General features: G+C 66.2%; 14 protein-coding genes. 11 read left to right on the forward strand and 3 right to left on the reverse strand.

The features are described 5' to 3' along the window. Nucleotides 1-25: 25 nt before the first annotated feature. The 7 genes from AC54T3_RS00840 (at nucleotide 26) to AC54T3_RS00870 (ending at nucleotide 8,676) form a co-directional block, all read left to right on the forward strand. Nucleotides 26-973, forward strand: coding sequence for an alpha/beta fold hydrolase (locus AC54T3_RS00840; protein ID WP_496621578.1), 948 nt, complete (start codon nucleotides 26-28; stop codon nucleotides 971-973). Between the two features lie 90 nt (nucleotides 974-1,063). Next, nucleotides 1,064-2,512 (forward strand): isochorismate synthase, encoded by a 1,449-nt coding sequence (locus tag AC54T3_RS00845; RefSeq protein WP_496621579.1) that lies wholly within the window; start codon nucleotides 1,064-1,066, stop codon nucleotides 2,510-2,512. Further along, nucleotides 2,509-4,554: a 2-succinyl-5-enolpyruvyl-6-hydroxy-3-cyclohexene-1-carboxylic-acid synthase gene (menD, locus tag AC54T3_RS00850; protein ID WP_496621580.1), complete on the forward strand. Its 2,046-nt coding sequence runs from the start codon at nucleotides 2,509-2,511 to the stop codon at nucleotides 4,552-4,554. Before AC54T3_RS00845 ends, menD begins: the two co-directional genes overlap by 4 nt. Nucleotides 4,555-4,691: 137 nt before the next feature. Beyond that, nucleotides 4,692-5,540: a 1,4-dihydroxy-2-naphthoyl-CoA synthase gene (gene menB, locus AC54T3_RS00855; protein WP_496621581.1), complete on the forward strand. Its 849-nt coding sequence runs from the start codon at nucleotides 4,692-4,694 to the stop codon at nucleotides 5,538-5,540. A gap of 27 nt (nucleotides 5,541-5,567) precedes the next feature. Then, nucleotides 5,568-6,491, forward strand: a complete 924-nt coding sequence (gene menA, locus AC54T3_RS00860; protein ID WP_496621582.1) for a 1,4-dihydroxy-2-naphthoate octaprenyltransferase — start codon at nucleotides 5,568-5,570, stop codon at nucleotides 6,489-6,491. Nucleotides 6,492-6,578: 87 nt separating this feature from the next. Next, nucleotides 6,579-7,862, forward strand: a complete 1,284-nt coding sequence (locus tag AC54T3_RS00865; RefSeq protein WP_496621583.1) for a mandelate racemase/muconate lactonizing enzyme family protein — start codon at nucleotides 6,579-6,581, stop codon at nucleotides 7,860-7,862. A 25-nt stretch (nucleotides 7,863-7,887) separates the two neighbouring features. Beyond that, the gene (locus tag AC54T3_RS00870) at nucleotides 7,888-8,676 is read left to right on the forward strand and encodes an alpha/beta fold hydrolase (RefSeq protein WP_496621584.1); all 789 of its coding nucleotides are present in this window, start codon (nucleotides 7,888-7,890) and stop codon (nucleotides 8,674-8,676) included. 17 nt (nucleotides 8,677-8,693) lie between these two features. Here the strand turns inward: AC54T3_RS00870 and AC54T3_RS00875 are convergent, their stop codons facing one another. The 3 genes from AC54T3_RS00875 to speA all read right to left on the reverse strand — a co-directional run bounded on the left by AC54T3_RS00875 (nucleotide 8,694) and on the right by speA (nucleotide 11,354). Further along, nucleotides 8,694-8,966: a type II toxin-antitoxin system RelE/ParE family toxin gene (locus AC54T3_RS00875; protein ID WP_496621585.1), complete on the reverse strand. Its 273-nt coding sequence runs from the start codon at nucleotides 8,964-8,966 to the stop codon at nucleotides 8,694-8,696. Continuing rightward, nucleotides 8,966-9,184 carry a TA system antitoxin ParD family protein gene (locus AC54T3_RS00880; RefSeq protein WP_496621586.1) on the reverse strand — a complete coding sequence of 73 codons (219 nt, stop codon included), beginning with the start codon at nucleotides 9,182-9,184 and terminating at the stop codon, nucleotides 8,966-8,968. Before AC54T3_RS00880 ends, AC54T3_RS00875 begins: the two co-directional genes overlap by 1 nt. 172 nt (nucleotides 9,185-9,356) lie before the next feature. Next, a complete protein-coding gene (gene speA / locus AC54T3_RS00885) occupies nucleotides 9,357-11,354 on the reverse strand; it encodes a biosynthetic arginine decarboxylase (RefSeq protein WP_496621587.1) in 1,998 nt (665 codons plus the stop codon). A 192-nt stretch (nucleotides 11,355-11,546) separates the two neighbouring features. Here speA and AC54T3_RS00890 point away from each other — a divergent pair, with 192 nt between their 5' ends. From AC54T3_RS00890 to AC54T3_RS00905, 4 genes are all read left to right on the forward strand, one after another. Then, nucleotides 11,547-12,542, forward strand: a complete 996-nt coding sequence (locus tag AC54T3_RS00890; RefSeq protein ID WP_496621588.1) for an AAA family ATPase — start codon at nucleotides 11,547-11,549, stop codon at nucleotides 12,540-12,542. A gap of 18 nt (nucleotides 12,543-12,560) precedes the next feature. Then, the gene (locus tag AC54T3_RS00895) at nucleotides 12,561-13,745 is read left to right on the forward strand and encodes a DUF58 domain-containing protein (RefSeq protein WP_496621589.1); all 1,185 of its coding nucleotides are present in this window, start codon (nucleotides 12,561-12,563) and stop codon (nucleotides 13,743-13,745) included. A gap of 68 nt (nucleotides 13,746-13,813) precedes the next feature. Beyond that, entirely contained in the window at nucleotides 13,814-14,323 is a 510-nt protein-coding gene (locus AC54T3_RS00900) for a DUF4381 domain-containing protein (protein WP_496621590.1), read from the forward strand. 92 nt (nucleotides 14,324-14,415) lie between these two features. After that, nucleotides 14,416-15,552, forward strand: coding sequence for a vWA domain-containing protein (locus AC54T3_RS00905; protein WP_496621591.1), 1,137 nt, complete (start codon nucleotides 14,416-14,418; stop codon nucleotides 15,550-15,552). Nucleotides 15,553-15,555: the final 3 nt, after the last annotated feature.

Genomic DNA, 15,555 nt, shown 5'->3' on the forward strand with positions numbered 1-15,555 from the left:
TACTCTAAAGTATTAGGTGAATCCCATGTCCGTAGTCACGGGAGCGCGTGTCGATGACGGCTTCGGCCAGCACAGAAGGGGCGACGAGGCACCGATGCGCCGGCAGGTCGAACTGCCCGAGGCCTTGGAGGCCACGCGCGATTGCTTTGCAACCTCGCATCTGAAAGAGATCAGTTATTACGTCGGCGGGCCCGAGGACGGCCAGCCCTTGGTGCTGCTGCACAGCATCAACGCCGCCCCGAGCGCCTTCGAGATGAAGCCGCTCTACGATCACTATTGCGCCACTCGCCGGGTCTATGTGCCCGAGCTGCCCGGCTTCGGCTTCTCCGACCGCAGCGATCGGCCCTACTCGCCGGAACTCTATGCCAACGCGATCAACGCCTTCTTGACCAACGTGGTGCAGAAGCCGGCGCATGTGATCGCCTTCTCGCTCAGCAGCGAATTTGCCGCGCGCGCCGCGCTGAGCGCCAGCGAGCGCTTCCTGAGCCTGACCCTGCTCTCGCCGACCGGCTTTAGCGCGCGCAAGCTGCCCTCCGGCGGCGTCGGCCGGGCGATGCATGGGGTCTTCACCCTGCCCGGACTCGGCCAGGGGCTGTATCAGTTGCTCACCAAGCGTGCGAGCATCCGCTACTTCTTGCAGCGCAGCTATGTGGGCGAGCCGCCGGAGGCGATGGTCGATTACGCCTATGCGACCTCGCACCAGCCCGGCGCGCGGCATGCGCCCTATCGTTTCCTCGCCGGTCAGCTATTTACCCGAGACGCGACCGAGACGCTGTACGACAAGATCCAGGTGCCGGTGCTCGTGCTTTATGATCGCGATGCCAATGTTGGCTTCGATCTGCTGCCCTCGGTCGTCGCTAGTCTTCCGAACTGGAAAGCGGTGCGCATCGAGCCGACGCTGGGTATTCCGCACTGGGAGCGCACCGCCGATTGCGTCGCGGCGCTGGATGCCTTTTGGGCGGAGCAGGGTTGAGGCCAGGGCGGCAGGCGTTGCGCCGCACGCGGTTCTGGTTCCAGCGCCAGCTTGCCCCGGCCAACGCGGCATGGCGGCTCATGCCAAGCCGTGCCCAACCTCAGGACGCGCGTTGACGTGCTCGCTCCACGGCAAGTGCTCGAGCAACTGAAGGCCAGGCTCGCCGAGGGCATCGAGAGCCTGCCGCTCGCCTCGGCGCGAGGTGCCGGTGAGGATGCGGGCGAGGATACGGGGCAGGGTCTGGTCTCGCTGCTGCTCGCGCTCCCGCGGGTGCCCAGCTCGCTGCCGCAGCTCGCCGGGGCGCAGTTCCAATTTCGACATGTGCACCGGGACGAGCTGCGCACCGGCTATGGCACGGCCGCCGAATGGCGCGCGGAAGGCGCTGATCGGCTGCGCCATCTGGCCGCTTCGGGGCGAGCACTGCGTGCCCGCTGGTATCGGGCCGATCCCGACGAGACCGGCTTCGAGGCCTTTGCCATGCTCGGTTTCGCGGCCAGCCCCGATCCGTCGCCGATGATCGAGGATCATCTGCCGAATGCGCTGCTCTGGGTGCCCGAGATCGGTGTGCGGGCCAGCGAGGGCACGGCCGCGCTGGTGCTCTCGGCGCCCCGCCCGAGCACGCCCGAGGCCCTGCTGGAGCGCTGGGGCGCGGCCCTCGATGCGCTGGTGCCATCGCTCTATCGCCCGGTCGAAGGGCCGCGCATGGCGGCGCGTCTCAGCCGCGAGTTCGCCGAACCGGATCAGTCGGGTTGGGCGGAGCTGGTCGGTGCGGCGCTGCGGGCGATCGACGACGGCTCACTGCAGAAGGTGGTGCTGTCGCGGCGCCTGGATGTGACCGGTACCTGCGGTTTCGATGTCGATCGGCTGCTCGGTGCGCTGAGCTGTTTGTTTCCCTCCTGTCAGGTTGTCAACCTGCGTCGGCATGGCTCGAGCTTCATCGCCGCGACGCCGGAGCGTCTGCTCAGACAGCAGGGCCGCTCGCTCGAGGTCGATGCGATTGCCGGCACCGCAGATCGCGACGAGGATACCGCCACCGATGCGGCCCTTGGCAAGGCGTTGCGGGCATCGGACAAGAATCTGCGTGAGCATCGGTTCGTGATCGATGCGATCCGCGAGGCATTGCAGCCTTGTTGTAGCGACATCCGGGCTCCGGCTGAGCCGCAGCTGATGCAGCTGAGCAATGCCCAGCATCTTTGGAGCCCGATCCGCGCCCGTGCCGAGGCTGGGGTCGATATTTTCGAGTTGGCCGAACGTCTGCATCCCACACCAGCGACCAACGGCCAACCTCGACATGGCGCGAGCGCTTGGCTAAGGCAGGGCGAGCCGTTCGAGCGCGGCTGGTACACCGGTGCCGCTGGCACCTTGGAGCCCGATCTCAGTGGTGAGCTGTGGGTGCTGCTGCGCTGCGCGCGCATCTGTGGCAACCGCGCCGAACTCTACGCGGGCGCGGGCATCGTCGCCGGCTCCGAGCCCGCGACCGAGTGGGATGAGACCGAGGCCAAGCTGCGCGCCATGCTCAGTGCATTGCAGTACGCATGAGCCAGTCAGCGCGGCAACCGCCAATCCCAACGGATGCGGCTATCTCCAGCACGGCGGATTCCTCTAGCACGGCGGCGGCCGCAGCCGCCAGTCCGAGCGATGCGCCAGCCGCGCATGCGGTATCGAATATGTCGGCCGGCTGCCTCAACCTGCGCTGGGCCTATGCGTTGCTCGAGGGGATGGTCGCGGCAGGGCTGGAGCAACTGGTGCTCTCGCCGGGCGCGCGCTCGACGCCGCTGCTGATCGCCGCGCAGCGCCTCGAGGCCGCTGGTCGGCTTCGTTTGACTCCGATCCTGGACGAGCGCAGCGCCGCCTTTTTCGCGCTTGGACTGGCGCGCGCGACCCTGCGCCCGGTGGCGCTGCTCGCAACCTCGGGCAGTGCGCCAGCGCATTGGTATCCAGCCGTGATCGAAGCTTCCGAGGCCGGGTTGCCATTGTTGTTGCTGTCGGCGGATCGCCCGCCACGGCTGCACGGCTGGGGGGCCAATCAGACCATCGATCAGACGCGGCTCTTCGGGGCCTTCGTGCGCGCCTTCCATGATCCCGGCTTGCCCCAAGCGGCGCCAGCGGCGCTCAAGGCGCAGTACGCGCTGGGCCGTCGCGTGGCGCTGGTCAGCAGCAGCACGCGACCGGAGCCGGTGCATCTGAATCTGCCGTTCGACGAACCGTTGGTGCCAGAGGCGGATTGCGCCGAGCCGTTGGCTGAATGGGTGATCGCCGCTCAATCGAATCCTCAAGCAGAAGCGACGGTACAGCCCCGCGATCCTGGGGCCTCGGGTCCGGGCGTTAGGGCGAACGACACTATTGAGCCGATGCCTCAGGCAGGCCTCGGCACGGTTAAAATGCAGGTTAAGCTCCTCGATTGGCCGGCCGGCCGAGGCCTGATCCTTTGCGGCCCCGGCGCGGAGCCGCGCACGCCAATCAGCATGGCCACGCAGCCGAGTCTGTCGCAAGCGCTCTGGTGTTGCGCCAAAGCCCTGGCGCTGCCCGTGCTCGTCGATCCGCTCTCCGGGCTACGCGGCGGCGCGCTCGCCGAGACTCGCATCAGCGCCTATGATGCCTTCTTGCGCAACCCAGACGTGGCGCGCGCGCTGCGCCCGGACTGGGTGCTGAGCATTGGGCGCGCGCCGGTCTCGAAGGTGCTCGGCCAATGGCTCGAGGGCGTGCCATCGATCCTGGTCTCCGAAGCCGGCGTCTGGTCCGACCCGAGCCATGATGCGCTGCTCCAGCTCGAATACCCGGCCGCAGCGGTCTGCGATGCGCTTCGCGTCCAGGGTTTGGTCAAGCCCCGCAACGATTGGCTAGCGCGTTGGCGTGCTGCCGAGCAGCATGCTTGGCGACTCGTTGACGCCAGCCTCGCACAAGCGCATCAAGAGGCTCAACCGGGACAGTCGGCCCACGTGATTAGGGCGGCACAGGCTGGCGCTGATCAAGCTGAGCAGGCGCCGACATGGCCCTGGAGCGAGGTGCGGGTGATCCAGGCACTGAAAGCCGCGATCCCCGACGGCGAGGCCCTGTTCTGCGCCAATTCGATGCCGATCCGCCAGCTCGATACCTGGTGGCGCGCTGGCGGGCGGAAGGTGACACTGCTCGGCAATCGCGGGGCGAGTGGGATCGATGGCTATCTCTCGACCCTGGCCGGACTCAATCAGGCGGGGCTGCCGTGCTGGGGGCTGGCGGGGGATCTTTCGCTCTGCCACGATCTCAGCGGGCTCTTGTTGGCGGCGCGGCTCGACCGTCCGCTGCTGGTGCTGAATAATGGCGGCGGCCATATCTTCGACTATCTGCCGCAGCGCGAACTGCCCGATTACGAGCGACTCTGGCAGACGCCGCAAGCGCTCGACCTCCAAGCGCTGGCCGCGCTCGGTGGTTTGCGGCACTGGCGGGTCGAGAATGGCGATGAATTGGAGCGCGCCCTGGGCGAGGTCGGGCTCGGACCGGGTCTGATCGAATGCCTGATCGACCCCGAGGCCAGTCGCCGTGCGCACCTGGCCTTCTGGGAGCAGGTACGAACAGCCGCATTCCCCAAAGCGCCTGACTGATGCTTGGTGCCCTGTCCGGCAAGGCGCCAGCCAACCAAATCGAGCGCGGCACCGGTTCAGATGTGCAAGAAACCCCGGGCCTTCGTGGATCGTTGACACGGAGGCGTCAATCGCGCGCCTTGACCAAGAGATAACGCATGAACGACGAGCAAGAACAGCGCCGGCCGATCGCCTGGGCGGCGGAGACCGAACCCGGCTATCAGGACATCCTGATGCATCGCGCCGAGGGCATCGCCAAGCTCACCATCAATCGCCCCGAGGTGCGCAATGCGTTCCGCCCGGAGACCGTGCTCGAGCTGATCGATGCCTTCCATCGCGCCCATCTGGACCCCGAGGTGGGCGTCATCATCCTCACCGGTGCCGGCGAGCTGGCGTTCTGCTCCGGTGGTGATCAGCGCATCCGCGGCGAGGGCGGCTACCGCGATGCGGCCGGCACCGAGCATCTGAACGTCCTCGAGCTGCAGCGCCAGATCCGCACGCTGCCGAAGCCGGTGGTGGCGATGGTGGCCGGCTACGCGATCGGTGGCGGCCATGTGCTGCACCTGATCTGCGATCTGACCATCGCCGCCGAGAACGCCCGCTTTGGCCAGACTGGGCCCAAGGTCGGCAGCTTCGATGCCGGCTTCGGCGCTGGGCAGATGGCGCGCACCATTGGCCTCAAGCGCGCCAAGGAGGTCTGGTTCCTGTGCCGTCAGTACGATGCCCAGGAGGCGCTGCGGATGGGGCTGGTCAATACGGTGGTGCCCCTCGCCGAGCTGGAGGCGACCACGATCGACTGGTGTCGACGGATGCTGCGTCACTCGCCGACCGCGTTGCGTCTGCTCAAGGCCGCGTTCAATGCCGACAGCGATGGCCTAGCCGGCATCCAAGAGCTGGCCGGGAACGCGACCGGGCTCTTCTATCAGACCGCCGAGGCGCAAGAGGGACGCGATGCCTTTCTCGAAAAGCGCGCGCCGGACTTTGGTCCGTTTCGGCGGCGTCCCTAACAGATTCGATCTCCGCAGGCATTCGCTATGGACCCGATCAGTCTCGAATCCGCGCCATCCAGCGGTGCATCGAGCCCCAGCCAGCGATTGCGTCGCTGGATCGAGGCGGCGCGGCCGCGCACCCTGCCGCTGGCGCTCTCGCCGGTGCTGGCGGGGTTGTTCCTGGCGGTGGCCCAGAGCGGACAGTTGGCATTTTTCACTGCGCTGGCGACGCTGCTCGCGGCGGCTGGTATCCAGATCGGCACCAATCTGCACAACGATGCCGCCGACTTCGAGCGTGGCACCGATACCGCAGATCGACTCGGACCGCCACGCGCCGCAGCGCAGGGCTGGTTTACCACGGCGCAGGTCAAACGCGCCGCGCATCTGGTGTTCCTGACCAGCTTTCTGCTCGGGCTGCTGCTGGTGCTACGCGGTGGCTGGCCGATCTTCGCGCTCGGTGTTGCCGCGATCGCGTCCGGCTATGCCTACACCAGCGGTCCCAAGCCGATTGCCTATGGCCCCTATGGGGAGCTGTTCGTGCTCGCGTTCTTCGGCGTTGCCGCCGTCGGCGGTACCTATTATCTGCAGACGTTGACGCTCTCATCGCAGGCCATCACCCTCGGCATCGCGCTCGGGCTGCCGGCTGCGGCGGTGCTGCTGCTCAACAACTATCGCGATTTCGAGACCGATCGCATCGCTGGTCGGCGCACCCTTTGCCATCTGCTTGGCCGGCCGGCGGCGCGCGTCGTCTACGCGGTGTTGCTGTTGATTCCGGTCCCGCTGCTGATGCTGGGCAGTCTGCCGCTGCAGGGCTGGCCACTGCTACTCGCACTGCCGCTGGCCGCGCTGCTGATCCGCCAGCTCTGGCGCAGCGAGGGGCGCGCGCTGAATCAGCTGTTGGCTCGCACCGGTCAGTATCAGCTGGTACTGACGCTACTACTCGGGGTGGGATTGCTGCTCAGGGCCTAACGACGCCTTTGGCGGCGGCCCCTTTAGAACGGGGGCGATGATCAGCGTCCCATTTGACTGCGTGAAGCAATCTAACTGCGTAAAGCAATGCTGTTGCAGCTCAGGCTAACACCTTATCGGCTGCCGTTACGCCGGCCTTGGCGCACGGCGCATGGCATTCGCCACGCGCGCGAGGGTTGGCTGGTGCGCGCGAGCTGCGAGGGGTGCCACGGCTATGGCGATTGCGCGCCGCTGCCGGAGGCTGGGACCGAAACGCCAACGGCTGCTGCAGCGCGTTTGTCCATTTGGCTGAGGGATCACAGCCGCTCCACACTGAAGACACAGCTCGAGGTGCTCGAGGGCGCTATTCCATCGGCGACGCCGGCCGCTGATGCCGCGCTGGAGGTGGCCTTGCTGGACCTTTCGGCGCGTCTTTGTGGTCTTCCGCTGCGTGAGTCCCTGATCAATGGGCTAGATTGCGTTGCCTTAAGCTTGTCTAAGCCGCTGGCGATGCTGAATAAGCCCGAGCAGTCGGCTTCGAGGCATCAGGGTTTGATCTCAGGCCCAAAGCTGAAGACGGATGGGTTGAGAACGTCGGGGCTGAAGCCGAACCTGGAGATCGAGTTGAACGCGGCTCTCGGCACGGTTGCCAACGTGCCTCCCGCAGTGCTTGACCAAGCGCTGAATCAGGCGCTGACGGAAGGCTTTCGAGTGTTGAAGATCAAGGTCGGGGTGGCGCCCATCGATCGGGAGCTAGCAGCGATCCAGCGTCTCTGCGCGCGGCTGCCAATCGGTGCGCGATTGCGGCTGGATGCGAACCGTGCTTGGAGCCTGACAACAGCACGCAAGCTGCTAGACGATCTGCTGCCGGTCGCGAGCCTGATCGAATCTTTTGAGGAGCCTTGCGCCGACGCCACGGATGCCCAGCTCCGCGCCTTGCAGGCGCGGACTCCTATCGCGCTTGCGTTTGACGAATCCTTGCCAATGCGCGGCTGGCGGCTTGCTCCAGAGCGATTGCCGCTGCGCCGCCTAGTGCTGAAACCGGCGGTCATCGGTGGCCTGCGCCCGACCTTGGCGTTGGCGCGGCGGGCACAGGCCGTGGGCCTAGAGGTGGTGATCACCAGTCTGATCGAATCCGCCGCTGGACTCTGGAGCAGTGCTCAACTCGCGGCCGCCACCGGCTCGCCGCTCGCGCACGGGCTTGCCACCAGCGATTGGCTTGCAGTCGATCTGGGCGCGGCACCGGTCATCAAGGTGGGGCGTATGCGGTTGCCGGATCGGCCGGGAAGCGGTTTTTTGCCCGCGAGTTGGGAAGCGCCCGGCGAGACCACGGGGGAGATCACGGATCCCACAGGCCGACCGAGGCGAGCAGATGCCGATGCAATCGACTGAGGCTGATACCGCGACGCACTCTGCAATGCTTTCTACACTAGCCGACCACGGCTTCCGTGGGATTCATGGTCCCCGCGCAGCCGAGAAGTCGCCACGCACTCTGTTGCTGCATGGCTTCACCGGACTGGCCGAGGATTGGCTCGACTGCTGGCCGAAGACGGAGCCAGCCTTGGCCGTCGATCTGCCGGGACATGGCGGCAGCGTCGCGCCCGACGGTGCCTTCGATGAGGCACTGCACCGGTTACTCGCGGCTCTGCCGGCCTCGATCGATCGCATCGTCGGCTATTCGCTCGGTGGTCGTTTGGCGCTCGGCTTGTTGCGACTGGCGCCAGAGCGTTTCCGTACCGCAATCATTCTATCCGCGCATCCCGGTTTGGCCGATCCGCAGGCGCGTGCGAGCCGCCGGGCCTCCGATCGAGGCTGGATCGAACGGCTCAAGCAACAAGGCATTGCTGCCTTCGTCGATGCTTGGGAAGCCCTTCCGCTGTTCGCAACGCAGGCGTCGGTGCCAGCGTCGCGCTTGGCACGGCAACGCGAACAGCGCTTGAGCCAACCTGTAGTAGGGCTCGCGGCCTCGTTGCGTGTGCATGGGCTGGCCGAGATGCCAGCCATGCGCGAGACGATCATCCAATATTCCGGCGAGCTGCACTGGATCGCCGGCGCCGAGGATTGCAAGTTCAGCACGCTGGCGCGCGAAATCGGGCGCTGGCGGCCAGCGCTGCGGTTGCATCTTTTACCCAGTGTCGGCCACAACCCATTGCTTGAGTCGCCCGAGCAGTTGCAGGCCTTGCTTCTGAGGCCAACGGGCGCGTAGGCCAATGGGCGCATGGGCTAGCACTTCAGGTCTCGGTAGAAGTTTTCATGGGGGCCGATGGCGAGCAAGGTGCGCGTCGTTTCACTCGCCAAGTAGGCCAGTAGGAACGGCTGATTGACGCAGTCGAATTTGAATACCCTGACACCAGCGAGGTCTCCCTGCTTCTCTTCACCGAGGGGGGGATTGGTGAGGATGTCGCGAATGGCCGCGTGGACAGCAGCGCGCTGGTTGGCGTGGAGCTTTTTGTAGACCCGTTTGAAGGATGGGCGCTGTTGCAGCCTGATCTGCATCAGTCTTGCGCGTCTGGTAGTTCGAATCGCTCGGATTCTTCTTCCATGGCTTGCAAGGTGTCGCGCACGAACTCAATGGGCAGATCGGGGTTATCGAGCGCTGCGCGACCGATCTTGGCCCAATAGGCGACTTGTTGGGGGATGGAGCGCATCTCCGCTTTAGCGCGCACCTTGGCGGTTTCATACAACTGATCGTCGATTCGGATCGATGTGCTCATGGCTGTGGCTCCAGTGGTCATGTGCCACAATTGTAGCAGGCGAGCGCACGCCGCGATCTACTGCCAGCTCCTCCGGGTGGTCGGCGCCGTCTTGTGCATCATCCGGCTGCTCGAGTGGCTGCTGCCCTCTCCAGCTCCCTACCGCCTTACACTGACGGCAGCATCTCGCTGACTACAGCCGCCCGAGATAGGTGTAGCCGTAGAGCCCGGCCTTGAGTTCGGAGTAGAGCTGTTCGCGCGTCTCGCGCTCGAGCGCGGCGCTGTCGAGGCGACGGCGATACTGGGCCAGTAGCGCGCGCGGCTCGAAGTGAACCGTGGCCAAGAGTTCATCGGCCGAATCACCATGCTCGAGTTCGAGCAGGCGCCAGCCCTCGGGTTGCTGGGGATCGAGTTCGATCGCGACCGCATCGGTGTCGCCGAACAGGTTGTGCATGTCGCCTAGGATCTCCTGATAGGCACCGACCAGGAAGAAGCCGAGCAGGTAGGTCTCCTGTTGCGGATCGAAGGTATGCACCGGCAGGCTGGCCTCGATGCCGTCTTGATCGACATAGTGCGCGATGCAGCCGTCGGAGTCGCAGGTGAGGTCATGGATTACACCGCGCTCGGTCGGTGCCTCGTCGAGCCGCTGCAACGGGCATATCGGGAAGATCTGATCGATGGCCCAGACATCGGGCAGCGACTGGAACAGCGAGAAGTTGCAGAATAGCTTGTCGGCGAGCAGGGCGTCGATCTGCTCGAGCACCGCGCGCTGGCGGCGATTGGCGTGCGAGAGGCGCGGGCGCAGGGTGCGGCAGCAGGCGATGAACAGCTCATCGGCGCGCGCGCGCGCGGTCAACCCGAGCTGGCCGAGCTGACCGGCAGCGAAACGTTGGCGCAGCCTTTGGACTGCGGCTGCGGCCTCCTCGTAGACGGCCAGGACCGGGGCCTCGGTGGCCTCGCGCAGCGCGCACTCTAGGCGCTCTAGTTCGGCTTCTGATGCTGCTTGCCGTGCGCTGTTCGCGTGATGCGAGCGGGGATCATGGTCCTGTTTAGGCGGAGGGGGCGACGCCGTTGGCGCGGCCGATGAAGCCGGATCGAGCGACAGGCGCGTTCCGTTGGTTGGAACGCCATCGCTCGCCCGCTCGCGATCAGCGACATCGGTGATCAGTACCGCATGATGGGCGGTCAGCGCCCGGCCGGATTCGGTGATCAGGTCCGGCTCGGGTAGTGCCCGTTCGGCGCAGAGCCTGGCCAGGGTGGTGACGATGGCCTCGGCGTAGTCCTCGGCGCGGTAGTTCATCGAGCAGAAGGCGCGGGTGTGGCTGCCCTCGTAGTCGACCCCGAGCCCACCGCCGAGATCGAGGATGCGCGGCTGGGCGCCAAGTGCATGCAGCGAGGCGTAGAACTGGCCTAGCTCGGCGACGCCGGCGCAGATGTCGTCGAGGCTCGGGATCTGCGAGCCCAGGTGCGCGTGCAGCAGCCGCAGCCAGTGCAGACGATCGGCGGTGCGCAGGCGCTCGACCAACGCTAGCAGCTGGCTCGCCGAGAGCCCAAACTTGGCCTTGTCGCCGCCGCTATTCTGCCAGTTGCCAGCGGCCGCAGCGGCGAGGCGAATGCGCACGCCGATGGCCGGCTCGACCCCGAGCCGTTCGGCCTCTTCCAACACCAGATCAAGCTCCGAGGGCTTTTCGATGACGATATAGACCTCGAGTCCGAGGCGGTGGCCGATCAGCGCCAGGCGGATGTATTCGCGATCCTTGTAGCCGTTGCAGATGACGGGTTGGCCGGGCGGCACCAGCGCCAGTACCGCCATCAACTCCGGCTTGCTGCCGGCCTCGAGCCCAAGCCCGCCAGCGCTGAGTAAGGCCCGCACCACACTATGCTGCTGGTTGACCTTGATCGGGTAGACCGGCCGATAGGTGCCTTGATAGCCGTGCGCGGCGATGGCGGCGGCGAAGGCGCCTTGAAGCCGATGCACGCGGTGGCGCAGGATGTCGTCGAAGCGCACCAGCACCGGCAATGAGAGTCCGGCATCGCGCAGCTTGTCGGCGAGCTGGACCAGGTCGATGCGTGTCGCCGAGCCGGGCTGCGGCCGGGCGCAGAGATGGCCACCGGGGCCGATCTCGAAATAGCCTTCGCTCCAGCGTTCGATGGCGTAGATGAGGTCGCAGCGGGGGTCAACAGGCGCCATGGTCAAGCTCCAAGTCGTTCGGGCGCGTCGATGGTATCACCGCCACCCTTGGCGCCGATGAAATTGCCTTGGGCACGGCGAAATCTTAACGGTTGGTAATCTTCGGTTCGGTTGCTGGTAAGGGCTGAACCCGTATCCTTACTTGCCGACAGGTCTCGACTCGATTGTGCAACAGAAGAACAGGTGATGGCGATGAGCGATGGGGCATCGGCGGCAGGCAGTGCGGCGCAGCAGGCGTTTGCACAGGTCCGGGCCGACCTAGGCGAGCGCATTGTTGGCCAGGAGGGGTTGATCGAGCGCTTGCTGATCGCGCTGTTGGCCGATGGTCATCTGCTGGTCGAGGGCGCGCCGGGATTGGCCAAGACCACCGCGATCAAGGAGCTGGCGCGGCGCATCGAGGGCGATTTCCAGCGCGTGCAGTTCACCCCGGACCTGCTGCCGGGCGATCTCACCGGCACCGATATCTATCGGCCCGAGACCGGCGAGTTCCAGTTCCAGCGCGGGCCGTTGTTCCATAACCTGGTGCTCGCCGATGAGGTCAACCGGGCACCGGCCAAGGTCCAGTCGGCCCTGCTCGAGGCCATGGGTGAGCGCCAGATCACGGTGGGCGGGCGCACCTATCCGCTGCCGGAGCCGTTCCTGGTGATGGCGACCCAGAATCCGATCGAGCAGGAGGGCACCTATCCGCTGCCGGAGGCGCAGCTTGATCGGTTCCTGATGCAGGCGCGAGTCGACTATCCGGACCCGAAGACCGAACGCCGCATCCTCGCGATCGCCCGCGCCGAGGCGCGCGGGCAGTTGCGCCAGCAGGCCGAACCGCCGCCGGTGATCAGCCGCGAGCAGGTCTTCGCGGCGCGCGCCGAGGTGATGAACCTGCACATGGCCGACAATCTTGAGGAATACCTGGTGCAGTTGGTGCTGGCGACCCGCAACCCGGCACCCTACGACCAGGGCCTCGCGCGCATGGTCGACTATGGCGCCAGCCCGCGCGCGACCATCGCGCTGGATCGCTGTGCCCGCGCGCGCGCCTGGCTGCGCGGCGGTGACTATGTGACGCCCGATGACTGCCATGCGGTCGCCTACGATGTGCTGCGCCATCGCATCCTGCTCAGCTATGCCGCTGAGACCGAGGGGCTAACGCCGGATGCGCTGGTCGCGCGGTTGATCCGTCAGGTGCCGATGGTTTGAGGTTGGCTTGGAGTGGTGATGAGTCTCAGCGCCGACGAGCGTCTCTACTGCGTCGATGCCGACGAACTGGTGGCCTTGCGCGCCTCCGGGGAACGGTTGCGCCTGGCGCGCGTGACGGGCGCGCGCTCGGCCTTGGCTGGCGCGCATCGCTCACGCTTCCATGGTCGCGGGATGGACTATCGCGAGTCGCGCCACTATCAGCCGGGCGATGACATTCGCAACATGGATTGGCGCATCACCGCGCGCAGCGGCCATGCGCATGTGAAGGTCTTCGATGAGGAGCGTGAGCGGCCAGTGGTGGTGCTGGTCGATTTTGGCGCGAGCCTGTTCTTCGCTTCCCAGGGGGTGTTCAAGTCGGTACAGGCGGCGCGCCTCGCGGCCTTGATTGGCTGGTCCGCGATCGGGCACGGCGATCGCATCGGCGCGCTGCTGTTTAGCGATGACGGCTCTAGGGGGCAGCACCAAGAGCTGTCACCAGCCGGCGGGCGCCGCAGCCAGATGCGCTTGATCCGCGCCTTGGTGCAGGCCGGCGCTCCAGAAATGGCGCTTGGCAAGCCAGGTGCTGATCGCGACCTGCTTGGTGGCGAGCCCCTGTTTCCGAGCGCCGGCCGAACTGCTGCTCGCACGGGTTCGCTAACCGTTGCTCAAACTCCGTCGCCCAATGCTCAAAGGGCAGCTCAAGCTGTTGCCCAGCAGGCTAGCCAAGCGGCTAGCAAGCAGGTGGATGAAGATAAGAACAGCAACAGCGGTCTGACCGCAGCGCTGATGCGGCTGCGCCGGGTCGCACGGCCTGGTAGCCTGGTGTTTCTGCTCTCGGATTTCTACAGCGCCGATGCCGACAGCAAGCATCACCTCAGCCGCCTAGCCCAGCACAGCGATCTCAATGCGATTCAGTTGCTTGATCCGCTCGAGCTGGCCCCGCCGCCGCCGGGTCGCTACGGGATCAGTGACGGGCGGCGACGGGCGGTGCTCGATACCCGCTCGCGCGGCGAGCGCGAACGTTATGCCCGGACGCTGGCTCAACATCATCAACGCGTGCGCGAGCTGACGGTCGAGAACGGCATTGGCCTGCTGCAGTGCCTAACGACCGATGATCCGCTCGAGCGCCTGAGCGAGTTGCTCGCGAGCCGTGGCGGCAAGGGGCGGGGAGGCGTCTTCGGCGATCAGGTCGAGCCGGCGCGTCGACCGCTCGGGGAAGCCTGATGTCGACATCAGCGCAAAGCGATGCGCCAGTCCCCGCTGCAGTGCAGTCGTTGCAGCCAGAGCAACCAGTGCAACCTCCTGTACTTGCTTCGGCGCCAGGGGCGGATCAGCCCACGAGCATCGGCGAGAGCCTCGATCTGCGCGATATCCATCTGCCTGCCGAGCCAGGTTTTTGGCCGCCGGCGCCGGGCTGGTGGCTGCTCTTCGCGCTGCTAGTGGCGTGGGCGCTTTGGCTGGGGCGGCTCGGTTGGCGTCGATACAGACAGTGGCGCCGACGTCGGCGCATCCTAGGCGAACTCGAACGTCTTCAGACTCGCGGGCTGCGGGGGCCGGCGTTGATTGCGGCGGTCTCGGCGCTGCTGAAGCGAGTGGCCCTGAGCCGCTATCCGCGTGCCGAGGTGGCCGCGCTAACGGGTGATGCCTGGGTCGCCTTTCTCGATTGCAGCGGCGGTGATGGACGCTTCGCCCGGGGCGCCGGCCGGGCGTTGGCCGAGGGCGCCTATGCACCGGAGATCGCCGATATCGACGAACAAGCACTGTTGGCAGTCGCGCGTGATTGGCTGCGGAGGAATAGCTGATGGGGCGACTCGCTGATGGATAGGCATGGGCAGCGGACGATGATGCATTCAGCCAAGACCGACGGGACGCATGGCCACCGGAGGCGAGACGGATGGATGGCTGGATAACGGGTTTGACGCCGGGGATCGACATCGAGTTCGCCTGGCCCTGGATGCTGCTGGCGCTACCGTTGCCTTGGCTGCTGCGGCTCGCTCTACCGCGCGCCGAGCCGGAGAACATGGCGGCCTTGCGGGTGCCGTTCTATCAGCTGTTGAGCGCCGATCAGCCTGAGATCGCTTCAGTGCCTCGACGCTGGCCGCTACTGCTCGCGGTACTCGCCTGGCTGCTATTGGTGCTTGCCGCCGCGCGCCCGCAATGGCTGGGCGAGCCGGTGCCCCTGCCGATGGCTGGCCGCGATCTGATGCTGGCGGTCGATATCTCGGGCTCGATGACCGAGGAGGACATGGTGATCGGCGGCCGCGTGGTGGATCGGCTGACGGCGGTGAAGGCCGTTGCCGGCGATTTCATCGAGCGGCGCGAGGGCGACCGCGTGGGACTCATCCTGTTCGGCCAGCAGGCCTATGTGCAGACGCCCCTGACCTTCGATCGCGCGACCGCGCGCACGCTGCTGTTCGAATCGGCCGTTGGGCTGGCCGGCCGCGAGACCGCGATGGGTGATGCGATCGGGCTCGCGCTCAAGCGCTTGCGCGATCAGCCGACCGAGGAGCGCGTGCTGGTGCTGTTGACCGATGGCGCCAATACTGCGGGCAGTATCGCGCCGCTGAAGGCGGCTGAACTCGCCGATGAGGCCGGGGTGCGCATCTATACCATCGGTGTTGGCTCCGACCCGCGCGCTGGATTTGGCGCCTTCGGCCTGAGCATGGGCCGCAATCCGATCGACGAGGCAACGCTTTCGGCCATCGCCGAGCAGACCGGCGGGCGCTATTTCCGCGCGCGCGATGTACGCGAGCTGCAGGGGATCTACGGGCTGCTCGATGAACTGGAGCCAGTCGAATCGGATCAGCAGACCTTTCGCCCGGTCGGTGAACTCTTCGCTTGGCCTTTGGGTGTGGCGCTGCTGCTCAGCGCCTTGGTTGCGGCGGGCCGTGTGGGCCTGATCGAGCGTGCGCGTGATGGGCTGCGCCGGATGTTGCCGGCGCCTGCTCGTCGAAAATCGCGTCAGCGCAAATGCCTCCAGCTGGCTCATAATAGTCGAAACCCTGAGCAAATCGTTATCATCCGGAGGTAAACG

The sequence above is a fragment of the Halochromatium sp. NSM3 genome (genome assembly GCF_059621085.1).